General features: G+C 73.4%; 10 protein-coding genes and 1 pseudogene. All 11 read left to right on the forward strand.

Annotated elements, in window-relative coordinates; all coding sequences use genetic code 11:
* Positions 1-55 precede the first annotated feature (55 nt).
* Positions 56-565 (forward strand): annotated as a pseudogene (locus tag ACIP67_RS42205) (AMP-binding protein); the annotation flags it as partial.
* Positions 566-640: 75 nt separating this feature from the next.
* Positions 641-1,315 (forward strand): isochorismatase family protein, encoded by a 675-nt coding sequence (locus tag ACIP67_RS42210; RefSeq protein WP_401699805.1) that lies wholly within the window; start codon positions 641-643, stop codon positions 1,313-1,315.
* Between the two features lie 436 nt (positions 1,316-1,751).
* Positions 1,752-3,350, forward strand: coding sequence for a tryptophan 7-halogenase (locus ACIP67_RS42215; protein ID WP_401699782.1), 1,599 nt, complete (start codon positions 1,752-1,754; stop codon positions 3,348-3,350).
* A gap of 34 nt (positions 3,351-3,384) precedes the next feature.
* Complete coding sequence (locus tag ACIP67_RS42220) at positions 3,385-4,755, forward strand: cation:proton antiporter (protein ID WP_401699783.1); 1,371 nt, start codon at positions 3,385-3,387, stop codon at positions 4,753-4,755.
* A gap of 326 nt (positions 4,756-5,081) precedes the next feature.
* Positions 5,082-6,260, forward strand: coding sequence for an isochorismate synthase (locus ACIP67_RS42225; protein ID WP_401699807.1), 1,179 nt, complete (start codon positions 5,082-5,084; stop codon positions 6,258-6,260).
* Between the two features lie 280 nt (positions 6,261-6,540).
* The gene (locus tag ACIP67_RS42230) at positions 6,541-6,780 is read left to right on the forward strand and encodes a phosphopantetheine-binding protein (RefSeq protein ID WP_401699786.1); all 240 of its coding nucleotides are present in this window, start codon (positions 6,541-6,543) and stop codon (positions 6,778-6,780) included.
* Positions 6,777-7,646 (forward strand): siderophore-interacting protein, encoded by an 870-nt coding sequence (locus tag ACIP67_RS42235; protein ID WP_401699789.1) that lies wholly within the window; start codon positions 6,777-6,779, stop codon positions 7,644-7,646. Before ACIP67_RS42230 ends, ACIP67_RS42235 begins: the two co-directional genes overlap by 4 nt.
* Before the next feature lie 214 nt (positions 7,647-7,860).
* Positions 7,861-8,865 (forward strand): ABC transporter substrate-binding protein, encoded by a 1,005-nt coding sequence (locus ACIP67_RS42240; RefSeq protein ID WP_401699792.1) that lies wholly within the window; start codon positions 7,861-7,863, stop codon positions 8,863-8,865.
* A complete protein-coding gene (locus tag ACIP67_RS42245; RefSeq protein WP_401699795.1) occupies positions 8,862-9,884 on the forward strand; it encodes a FecCD family ABC transporter permease in 1,023 nt (340 codons plus the stop codon). The genes ACIP67_RS42240 and ACIP67_RS42245 overlap by 4 nt, the downstream gene beginning before the upstream one ends.
* 56 nt (positions 9,885-9,940) lie before the next feature.
* The gene (locus ACIP67_RS42250; protein WP_401699809.1) at positions 9,941-10,924 is read left to right on the forward strand and encodes a FecCD family ABC transporter permease; all 984 of its coding nucleotides are present in this window, start codon (positions 9,941-9,943) and stop codon (positions 10,922-10,924) included.
* Positions 10,921-11,706, forward strand: coding sequence for an ABC transporter ATP-binding protein (locus ACIP67_RS42255; RefSeq protein WP_389517565.1), 786 nt, complete (start codon positions 10,921-10,923; stop codon positions 11,704-11,706). The genes ACIP67_RS42250 and ACIP67_RS42255 overlap by 4 nt, the downstream gene beginning before the upstream one ends.

Here is an 11,706-nt window from a genome sequence, read left to right on the forward strand (position 1 = left end):
GGCCGCCCGCCGCCTCGAACCCGCCCTCGGGTGCCGGCTGATGCAGGTCTTCGGCATGGCCGAAGGCCTGGTCAACTACACGCGGCTGGACGACGACCCGGAGACCGTGCTCACCACCCAGGGCCGGCCGATCTCCCCCGACGACGAGATCCGCATCGTCGACGACACCGGCACCGACGTCCCCGACGGCGCCTTCGGCCACCTGCTCACCCGCGGCCCGTACACCATCCGCGGCTACTGGCGCGCCCCCGAACACAACACCCGCTCCTTCACCGAGGACGGCTTCTACCGCACCGGCGACATCGTGCGCCGCACCCCCACCGGACACCTCGTGGTCGAAGGCCGCGCCAAGGACCAGATCAACCGGGGCGGCGAGAAGATCGCCCCGGAAGAGGTCGAGAACATCATCCTCGCCCACCCCGCCGTCCACGACGTCTCCGTCGTCGCCGTACCCGACCCCTACCTCGGCGAACGCACCCTCGCCCACGTGATCCTGCGCGAGGGCGCCGGGCCGCTGAAGGCCTCCGCCCTCAAGGCTTTCGTCCGCGAGCGCGGCATCGCCGCCTACAAGGTCCCCGATCTCGTCGAGTTCGTCGACGCGTTCCCGCAGACCGGCGTCGGCAAGGTCAGCAAGAAGCAGCTGCGGTCCAGCGCCGAGCAGCGTGCGCAGGCCGGTCCACGCGAGGCGCTCCCGCCCGTCACCGCCTATCCGCTCCCGACCGTCGACGAGTTGCCGGCCAACCGCGTCCCGTGGACCGTGGACCCCGCCCGCGCGGTCCTGCTCGTGCACGACCTCCAGCAGCACTTCCTGTCCGCCTTCCCCGCCGGCCAGCAGCCGTTGACCGGCATGCTCGCGAACACCGCACGGCTGCTGGAACAGGCCCGCCGGCTCGGTGTGCCGGTCGTCTACTCCGCCCAGCGCGGCGGCCAGACCCCCCAGGAACGCGGACTCCAGCTCGACTTCTGGGGCCCCGGCGTCGCCGACGACCCCGAAGCGCTCGCCATGCCCGCCACAGTCGCACCCCAGCCCGGCGACACCCTGCTGACCAAGTGGAAGTACAGCGCGTTCACCCGCACCGACCTCGAGGAACGGATACGCGGCCGGAACCGCGACCAGCTGGTGATCGTCGGGGTGTACGCGCACATCGGCGTCATGACGACGGCCTGCGACGCCTGGTCACGGGACATCCAGGCGTTCGTCGTCGCCGACGCCGTCGCCGACTTCACCCGCGAGGACCACGACACGGCCCTGCGCTGGACCGCCGGCCGCTGCGCGGTCGTCACCACCACCGACACGGTCTTCGGGGAGGCCTGACGCGCCGTGCAGGCGGCTCGACGCGCTTCCGGGATCGCCACGCGCCAGGAGCGTCCGACCCCGGTTCGGTGGTGGACGGGCACCGGAGGATTCTGACGATCTCGGCCCCAAGGTCCCTGATTCAGACGGCAGTTGTGCAGGTCACAGGGTGCGGGGTGGCCGATTGTCGACAGTCCCCTCCCCCGCTCAGGAAAGTTAGGCTAACCTAACTTCCCGATCGCGGTCGCCACGGCCGTCGGTCCCCCGCCTCACGAGTTCCGGCACCTTTCCGTTCCTCGGCCCGACCGGCGGCCGAGGACGGTCCAGCTCCGCGAGACGCCGTACCCCCGCGCACGGTCCCGGCACACACGGTCCCGCGCGTCCGGGACGGCGGCCATCTGTGAGACCAGCTCCCCACAACCACCCGCCTTCGGCCCCAGTTCCAGGGAGACATCACATGACCACGCCCGAGCGCGCTTCCGGCACCGGTGCGGGCACCTCCGCCGAGTCCTTCGACGTCGTCGTGGTCGGCGGCGGCCCCGGCGGCTCCACCACGGCCGCCCTGGTCGCGATGGCAGGCCACCGCGTGCTGCTGCTGGAGAAGGAGTCCTTCCCCCGCCACCAGATCGGCGAGTCGCTGCTCCCGGCGACGATCCACGGGATCTGCCGCTTCCTCGGCGTCCACGAGGAGATGGAGAAGGCCGGGTTCATGCCCAAGCGCGGCGGGACGTTCCGCTGGGGCTCCAACCCGGAGCCCTGGAACTTCCTGTTCGCCTACTCCCCCCTGATGTCCGGCCCCGCCTCCACGGCCTACCAGGTCGAGCGGATGAAGTTCGACAAGATCCTGCTCGACAACGCCCGCCGGCTCGGCGTCGACGTGCGCGAACAGTGCACGGCCGTGGCGACGCTGACCGAGGGCGAGCGCGTCACGGGCCTGCGCTGGACGGACCGCGACGGCCACCCCCACGAGACCTCCGCGCGGTACGTGGTGGACGCCTCCGGCAGCAACAGCAGGCTCGCCCGCGCGGTCGGCAAGCGCAACTACTCCGACTTCTTCCGCAACGTGGCCCTCTACGGCTACTACGAGGGCGGCAAGCGCCTGCCCGGACCCGACGCCGGCAACATCCTGTGCTGCGCCTGGGACGACGGCTGGTTCTGGTACATCCCCCTCACCGACACCCTCACCAGCGTCGGCGCGGTCGTCAACCGCTCCCAGGCCGGCGTCCTCTCGCGTGACCCCGAGGCCGCCATGGACCGGTTCATCGAACGCGCCCCCATGATCAAGGACTATCTGGCGGACGCCCGGCGGGTCACCGAGGGGCCGTACGGCGAACTCCGCGTCCGCAAGGACTACTCGTACGCCATGGAGCGCTTCTGGCAGCCCGGCATGGTGCTGGTCGGTGACGCTGCCTGCTTCGTCGACCCCGTCTTCTCCACCGGCGTCCACCTCGCCACCTACGGCGGCCTGCTGGCGGCCCGCTCCCTCAACAGCGCGCTCGCCGGCGACCTCGACGAGGAGCGCGCCTTCGGGGAGTTCGAGCGGCGCTACCGCCGCGAGTACGGCGTCTTCTACGAGTTCCTCCTCGCCTTCTACGACATGCAGCACAACGAGGACTCCTACTTCTGGCAGGCCCGCAAGGTCTCCCGGGCCGAGGCCACCGACCTGCGCGCCTTCGTGGAGCTGGTCGGCGGCGTCTCCGCGGTCAACTCCGGCGAGTCGGCGCTCCTGGACACGGAGGTGCTCAGGGAGCGCTTCGGCAGCTCCTCGAAGGACCTCGCGGACGCGGTCGACCGGACCGGGCCCGCGCAGACCGAGAGCGGCGAGCGGATGAGCGAGCTGTTCGGCACGCAGGTGGTGACGGACGTGATGCAGGGCATGAACGAGATCCAGGCCCGCGCCTCCCTCGGCGGCGCGACGAGCCTGGAGCGCCCCCTGTTCCCCGACGGGCTGGTCACCTCCCCCGACGGCCTCGGCTGGGCGGTCCCGCCGGGCGCCGCCACCGGGAGGTCCGAGCATGAGGGCGAGTCCCTCGCCCAGGGCGGTCCGGTCGTATGACCGCGCCGGTCACCGACCCGTCGGCGCCGGACCGGTGAACGCCGAGCGGATCACCTCGAGCGTCCTGGTGGCCACCGGCGCGGTCGTGGCGCTCGCGGCGCTGCTCTCGGCGCTGGCCCGCAGGATCGGGCAGCCTCCGGTCATCGGCCAGGTGCTCGCGGGCATCGCGCTCGGGCCGAGCGTGCTGGGACAGCTGCCCGGTGACCCCAGCTCGCTGCTCGTCCCGGACGAGGTGCTGCCCCACCTCGGGGTGCTCGGGCAGGTGGCGCTGGTCCTGTTCATGTTCTCCGTGGGCTGCGAAGTGGACACGTCACTGCTGCGCCACCAGGGTCGTGCGGTCACCACGGTGTCCGTCGCCGCGCTCGCCGTCCCCATGGCGGCGGGCGTGGCGCTGGGGTGGCTGGCCGTCGGCACGGACATCGCGCCGGCGGGCACCTCCGACGGGTGGGTCTTCCCACTCTACCTGGCGGTCGCCCTGTCGATCACGGCGATGCCCGTCCTCGCGAGCATCATCCGCGACCGCGGGCTGTCCGGCACGGTGCCCGGCACCGTGGCCACGGCCTCCGCGGCGCTGACCGACGTCGTCGGGTGGCTGGTGCTGGCCGGCGTCATCGCGCTCGCCGGGCCCCACGGACGCTCACCGGCCGTGCTGCTCGGTCTGCTGGCCTGCTACCTGCTGACCATGGCGGCCCTCGTGCGGCCGGTACTGCGGCGGACCTCCGCCATCCCCGGCGTCCTGCGGGACGGACCGCTGGTCGCGGCGGCCCTGCTGTCCGGGTGGGCCACCGACGCGCTCGGACTGCACGCGGTGTTCGGGGCGTTCCTCGCGGGGCTGCTGATGCCGCGGGCCGCCGACGGGACACCCGACCGCGAGCTGGTGTCGTGGGCGGACCGCATGGGCGGCCTGCTCCTGCCGGTCTTCTTCATCACCACCGGCTTCTCGGTCGACATCGGCGGCCTCGGCCCCGAGGACGCCCTGCTGCTGCCCGCCCTGCTCGCCGTCGCCGCCGGGGCGAAACTCGGCGGCTGCGCGCTCGCCGCCCGCCTGGGCGGCCGCACCTGGCGGGAGAGCGCGGTCATCGGAGCGCTGATGAACACCCGCGGGCTGACCGAACTCATCGCCCTCGGCGTGGGGAAGGAGGCGGGCCTGCTCGACGACCGCTGGTACGCCCTGCTGGTCGTCATGGCGGTCGTCACCACCGCCATGACCGGCCCGCTGCTGACCTGGTGGCACCGGGACGGAGGGGACGGGCCGGGACAGCGCACGGCCCTCCCGCTGCCGGCCGCCGGACCCGGCGTTCCCGGCCACGGCCGCAGCCCCGGTGAACCCGGTGGAGGAGCCGCCCTCGGACGGGCCGTGCCCGACCGCGCCGAGCTCTGGTCCGCACGCCGACCGAAAAGCTGACGAAACATCAAGAATACGTGAGGCAGAAGGAGTTGTTCCCTCTTGCTGCCGGACGGCCACTTAGTTAGGTTAGCCTTACTTCGCTTGACCGAGAGGAGACCCATGCCTGCCGGGAACAAGGGTGCGGCGAGCGAAGCCGACGCCGCCGGTCGGTCACCCGTACGACGTCCGCCGGAGCGCGTCACCGGTCCCTTCCGCATCTCCGACGCCTCGCCGTTCAGGGTCCCCGACCACGGTCGGCACCTCACGACACAGGTCCTCTTGATCTGCGGCACGCCCCCGCGCGCCTGAGAAAAGGATTCGCCGACGTGTCCATATCCGCGCTCATGCGCCCCAGCCCCGTGCACCTGGCCGCCGACCTGCTGGCGGCCTATCTGACCGGCTCGTTCTACTTCTCCTCGGCGCGCGGCACGATGCTCGCCGACGGCGTGCGCGCCCGGATCCGCTCCGGGAGCGGCGCACGGGCCCTGGCCGTGGCCGAGGCGCTGGACGCGGCCGCCGCGACGGGGCTCTCCGATCCCGTGGTCGTCGGGGCCGTCGGGTTCCGCCCGGAGGCGGAGGCCGGCCTGGTGGTGCCCGCCGTCGTGCGGCGCGCGGGCGCCCCCGCGGACCTGCGCGTCCCCGGCGTGGAGCCCGGCACGGGATGGAGGGTCGCACCGCACCCCGCACCCGCGGGCTACACCGATGCCGTCCGCCGGGCGCTGGAGCTGATCGAGGCCGGTGACCTGCACAAGGTCGTGCTGGCCCGCTGTCTGGAACTGACCTCCGCGTCCCCGGTCTGGGTGCCCTCGCTGCTGGCCCGGCTGGTGCGCGCGGACCCTGCCTCCTACGCCTTCGCCGTCGACGTCACCGCGCCGGGCGACCCCGCCCCGCGGACCCTGGTCGGCGCCAGTCCCGAGCTGCTGGTGTCCCGGCACGGCGCGACCGTGATCGCCAACCCGCTGGCCGGGTCGGCCCCCCGGTCGGGCGACGACACCGTCGACCGCGAACGGATCGCGCGCCTTCGCGCCTCGGCCAAGGACCTCGGCGAACACGCCCACACCGCCGCACGGGTGGCCGAGGTGCTCGGCGGCTTCTGCGTGGATTTGGAGGTACCGGACCGGCCCGAGGTGATCGGTACGCCGACCATGTGGCATCTGTCGACCCGGATCACCGGACGGCTGCGCGACCCGTCGGACCCGGCCTCCTCGGCCCTCGGCCTGGCCGAGGCACTGCACCCGACTCCCGCGGTCTGCGGCGTCCCCACGGCCGGGGCGCTCACGGCCATCGCGGCCCTGGAGCCCCAGGACCGCGGCTACTACGCGGGGATGGCCGGCTGGACCGGTCTCGACGGCGACGGCGAGTGGGCCGTGACGATCCGCAGCGCCGAGGTGTGCGACCGGACGGTACGCCTGTTCGCCGGCGCCGGGATCGTCGCCGGTTCGCAGCCCCGGGCCGAACTGGACGAGACCTCCGCGAAGTTCCGCACCCTGTTGCGCGCCCTCGGTCTGGAGGACGTGGCGTGACCGCCCACCACGCACCGGCGCCGCCGGCCGCCCCGTACGCCGACCGCGTCGCCGCGGGCCCGGTGGAGTCCGGCCGTACGCCCGGCGGCCGGCCCGGGCCGCTCACGGGGAGGGGACGCCGGCCCTCCGATGCGACTCCGGCGGCCGGCCCGGCCGCCGGCCCCTCCCGTGAACGCCACGACCGGGCGCACCGGTACGCCGCCCACCGCAGGGGCGTCACGACCACCGCATCCGACGCGCCGGCCGCACGGCCGGCGCCGACACCCACAGGAGCCGGCCGATGAGCCAGTCACTGTCACCCGACCGCATCCGCGCGGACGTCGCGGAACTGCTCGGCTGCGAGCCGGCCGAGATAGAACCCGACGAGAACCTGCGCGACCTCGGCCTGGACTCGGTGCGGCTCATGACGCTGGTCGAGCGCTGGCGCGCCGGCGGAGCGGACACGCTGGAACTCCCCGACCTGGCCGAGCGGCCCGAACTGGCGCACTGGACGGCGCTGCTGACGGGTGAGAACCCGTGACGCGGACCGGCCACCGGCACCTGGACCGGATCGAGGAGGTCCGGGCGGGCCACCACCCGGAGAAGGTGCGCTATCCGATCCGCGTCCGCGAGACGCGGGTCGTGCGCACCGCCACGGTGGGCACCGGCCTGCTGCGGGTGACCCTGGGCGGGCCCGGCACCGAGGGGTTCGAGGCGCACTCGCCGATCGACCACGTCCGGCTGCTCTTCCCCGACCCGGACGGCTCGCTGCGCCTTCCGGAACCCGACGGCGACCTGCTGCGCTGGCCGCGCCCGGCACCCACGTCACGGGAGTACACCGTGCGCCGCTACGACCCGGTGGCGGGCGAGATCGACATCGACATCGCGCCGCACGAGGGCGGACTGGCGTCGGACTGGGCGCGGGACGTCCGGCCGGGCACCGTGATCCATGTCGCGGGACCGCCCGGCGGGCTGATCGTCCCGCACGCCTACGACCGCTATCTGTTCGCGGGCGACATCACGGCGCTGCCCGCGATCGCGCGCTGGCTGGAGGAACTGCCCCGGAGCGCGAAGGGCTGGGCGTTCATCGAGGTCGCCGACGCCGACGAGGAGATCGCTCTGTCCGCGCCCGAAGGCGTCGAGGTCCGCTGGCTGCACCGCGGCGACCGTCCGGCGGGCACCGGCGGCGCGCTGGCGCGGGCCGTGACCGCCACGCCCGTGCCCGAGGGCGAGCGGCTGTACGTGTGGATCGCGGGCGAGGCGGGGCAGATCAAGCCGCTGCGGCGATGGATCCGCGACGCGTTGCGGCTGGAGAAGGCCGACCACGAGATCACCGGCTACTGGAAGCGCGGCGTCGCCGACTTCGACGACGAGGACGAGCACCCCCATGAGCACCCCCACGAGTGAGCACCCCCACGAGTGAGCACCCGCACGAGCCCCACGAGTGAGCACCCCCACGAGCACCAACACCCCCACGGACACCAGCACGAGCACGGACACCAGCAGGACCACGGACACCAGCACGAGCACGGACACCAGCACGACCCCCAGCACTGACGAACCGTCAGAGCCCGCTGTCGTACCACGAGTCCGTCCCGCACGTTCTCAGGAGGAGTTGCGCATGTTCGCACGCAGATCAGCGGGCCTGGTCGGTGCCCTGACCCTGGCACTGGCCCTCACCGCGTGCGGGTCGTCGTCGGACAGCGGTACGGCGGACACGTCCGGGAAGGAGAACGGCACCCGCGTGTTCACCGCGGACAACGGCAAGGTCACCATCCCTGCCGACCCGCAGCGCGTGGTGGCCACCGGCTACGCCGTGCCGACCCTGATCGAGGCCGGCGCGCCGCTCGTCGGGATCTCCTCGTGGCAGCGCGGGGAGGCCCTGATGAGCGACGAGGACCTGGCCACGTACAAGAAGCTGACCAAGGTCGCGGGCGAGTCCGCGGCGGAGACCAACTACGAGGCGATCGCCGAGGCCGAGCCGGACCTCATCGTCCTCGGTGTGCCGACCCCGGTGCTCGGCGACATCGACATGGAGCGGCTGAAGTCCATCGCCCCGGTCGTCGCGGTCGGCCCGACCGTGCCGTCCCAGTGGCGTGAGGTCTCCCGCAAGCACGCCGACGCCGCCGGCGTGCTCGACGACTACGACGAGGTCAAGGGCGAGTACGAGGCCAAGGCCGCGGAGCTGAAGAAGAAGTACCAGGCGGTGCTGCCGCAGCTGAAGCTCGGACACGTCGGCTCGTACGGCGACACCTCCAAGGGCACCTTCCAGCGCGAGTTCGGCGGCTCCTGGGGCACCAGCGTCGCCCAGGACATCGGCGCCGTGTACTACGGGAAGGTCAAGAAGGCCGGCCCCGGCTCCCAGTCGGTCAGCGAGTACCCGTCCATCGAGGAGCTCTCGGACTCGCTCGGCGAGGCCGACGCCATCACCTACTCGGTCGACCCCGACGGCGGCGTCCCGGAGTCGGTGCAGTACGTCATGGACTCGAAGCTGTGGAAGAACCTGCCCGCGGTCAAGAAGGGCATGGCCTTCCCGATCGCCTACACCGAGGCCGCGACCTACGGTGACGCCCTGAAGACCCTCGACGCGATCGACACGTCGTTCGCGCCTCTCCTGGACCGGTGACCGCCGTCGTCCGCACCTCCGAAGGGGCGGGAACCGGGCGGGACCTGCCACGCGTCGGCCTGCTCCTCGGCGGGCTGGTGCTGCTGGCCGCCATCGCCGTGCTGAGCATCGGCATCGGCGCCCACCGGGTTCCGCCCACCGAGGTGGTGCGGGCCCTGTTCGACTACCGGGGGACGAACGACCACGTGATCGTACGGGACGTGCGGGCGCCGCGCGCGCTGCTGGCCACGGCGGTGGGCGCCGCGCTCGCGGTGGCGGGCGCGCTGATCCAGACGCTGGCCCGCAACCCGCTGGCCGAGCCCGGCATCCTCGGGGTCACCGCGGGGGCCGGGTTCGCCGTCACCGTCGGCTCGGCGCTCGGCCTGGCCGGCGGGCAGACGGGCCAGCTGGTCTGTGCGGTCGCCGGCTCGGTCCTCGCCGCGCTGCTGGTGACGGCGGTGGGGCGGCGCTCGCCGCTGCGCCTGGTCCTCACCGGCGTGGCCCTGACCGCGGTGCTGAGCGGCATCGCGCTGGGCCTCAGGCTGATGCTCCCCGACGTCTTCGACGCGTACCGGTTCTGGTCGGTCGGGACGCTGGCCGGCCGGGAACAGGCGCCGCTGGCGGTGCCGTTGGCCGCGATCGGGGTGTCCCTGCTCGGCGCGCTGCTGCTGAGCAGGACGCTCAACGCCCTGGCGCTGGGCGAGAACGTGGCGCAGGCCTTGGGCGCGGGCGTCGCCCGGACCCGGGCCGTGACCCTGGTGCTGATCACCGTGCTCAGCGGGGCCGCCACGGCGGTGGCCGGGCCGATCCTGTTCGTCGGGCTGATCGTGCCGCACCTCGTCCGCCGGCCGGCGGCCGGATCCGTGCCCTGGCTGATGCTCTACTCGATGGTGCTGGGCCCGGTCCTGCTGCTGGTCGCCGACATCGGATCACGCGTCCTGCTGCCCACCGGCGAGGTGCCGGTGGCCGTCGTGACCGCGTTCCTCGGCGGCCCGATGCTGATCTGGGCCGTCCGCCGCCACGGGGCGGGGGCGCTGTGACCGCGTCCGGGGTGCGGACGGCGGCGGCCGGGCCACGGGCGGCGCGGGTCGCGGACGTGCTGCGGGCGGCACGGCGCACCGTGCTGGTCTGCGCGGTGCTGGTCGCCCTGGTGCTGGGGCTGGGCCTGCTCGGGCTGTGCTACGGCGCGTCCTGGGCCTCCCCCGGCGAGGTGCTGGCCGTGCTCACCGGGTCGGAGCACTCCGTGGTGATCCTCGAATGGCGGCTGCCGCGGGTGGCGGCCGGGCTGGTGTTCGGCGCCGCGCTCGGAGTGGCCGGCGCGCTCTTCCAGAACCTGACGCGCAACCCGCTCGGAAGCCCGGACGTGATCGGTCTCGACGCGGGCGCCTACACCGGGGCCCTGATCGCCATCACCGTGCTGTCGGGCACGCCCGCGCAGCTGGCCGGTGCCTCGGTGGCCGGCGGGCTGCTCGTGTCGGCCGTGGTCTACCTGCTCTCCTCCGACCGGGGCTTCTCGGGGCTGCGGCTGGTGGTGATCGGCATCGCGGTCAACGCCATGGTGACCGCGCTCAACTCGTGGATCGTGCTCCGTGCCGACCTGGAGGTCGCCATCGCCGCGGTGGGCTGGAGCGCCGGTTCGCTCAACGGCGTGGACTGGGCGGACCTGTGGCTTCCGTTCTGGGTGATCGGCGGGCTGCTGGCGCTGACGGCCGTGCAGAGCCGCGCCGTGCACCAGACCTCGCTCGGCGACGCGCTCGCGGTGACCACCGGGGTGGCGCTGGGCCGGCTGCGCCTGCTGATGGTGCTGGTCGGCGTCGGCTGCACGGCGACGGTGACCGCGGTGGCCGGGCCGATCGCGTTCGTCGCGCTGGCCGCCCCGCAGATCGGCCGCAGGCTCGCGGGCGCGGCCGGGATCCCGCTGCTTCCGGCCGCGCTGACCGGGGCCGTCCTGCTCCAGGGCGCCGACCTGCTCGCCCAGGCGCTGCTGGCGCCGGTCGCGCTGCCGGTCGGAGTGGTGAGCACCGCGATCGGCGGCTGCTACCTGATCTGGCTGCTGACCAAGGAGGTGGGGCGGGCGTGACCGCACGTCTGACCGCGCGGGAGATCACCCTGCGCTACGGCGACCGCGTGGTGTCCACCCGGCTGAGCCTGGACGTCCCCGACGGCGCGTTCACCGCCGTCGTGGGCCCCAACGCGTGCGGGAAGTCCACCCTGCTGCGCGCGTTCGTCCGGCTGCTGCGCCCCGACGCCGGGCACGTGGAGCTCGACGGGCGCGAGGTCGGCGGCTACCCCTCCAAGGCACTGGCCCGGCAGCTCGGCTTCCTGCCGCAGGACCCGCTGTCCCCCGACGACATCAAGGTCCGGCAGCTGGTGGCCCGGGGCCGTTTCCCGCACCAGTCGCTGCTGGCGCTGTGGTCGGCCGGCGACGAGGAGGCCGTCGACGAGGCGATGGCCGCCGCGGGCGTCACCGATCTGGCGGGCCGGCCGGTCCAGGAACTGTCCGGCGGGCAGCGGCAGCGGGTGTGGATCGCCATGGTGCTGGCCCAGCGGACGCCGTACCTGCTGCTCGACGAGCCGACGTCCTTCCTGGACATCACCCACCAGTACCAACTGCTCGCCCTGCTGGCCCGGTTGCGCGACCGGGGCCGCACCGTCATCGCCGTCCTGCACGACATCAACCAGGCCTGCCGCTTCGCCGACCACCTGGTCGCCATGCGGGGCGGCCGGGTGGTCGCCGAGGGCAACCCCGCGGACATCGTGGACGCGACGCTGATCAAGGACGTGTTCGACCTGCCGAGCGTCGTCGTCCCCGACCCGGTGACCGGAACCCCGATGGTCGTCCCCACGCTGCAAGGAGAGTGA

The organism is Streptomyces sp. NPDC088812, assembly GCF_044750285.1.
GTDB lineage: Bacteria > Actinomycetota > Actinomycetes > Streptomycetales > Streptomycetaceae > Streptomyces.

What these genes read in the sequence shown, in the direction of transcription:
- ACIP67_RS42215 (WP_401699782.1), top strand. Translation starts at nt 1,752, where the DNA reads ATGACCACGCCCGAGCGCGCTTCCGGCACCGGTGCGGGCACCTCCGCC.
- ACIP67_RS42225 (WP_401699807.1), top strand. Translation starts at nt 5,082, where the DNA reads ATGCGCCCCAGCCCCGTGCACCTGGCCGCCGACCTGCTGGCGGCCTAT.
- ACIP67_RS42230 (WP_401699786.1), top strand. Translation starts at nt 6,541, where the DNA reads ATGAGCCAGTCACTGTCACCCGACCGCATCCGCGCGGACGTCGCGGAA.
- ACIP67_RS42240 (WP_401699792.1), top strand. Translation starts at nt 7,861, where the DNA reads ATGTTCGCACGCAGATCAGCGGGCCTGGTCGGTGCCCTGACCCTGGCA.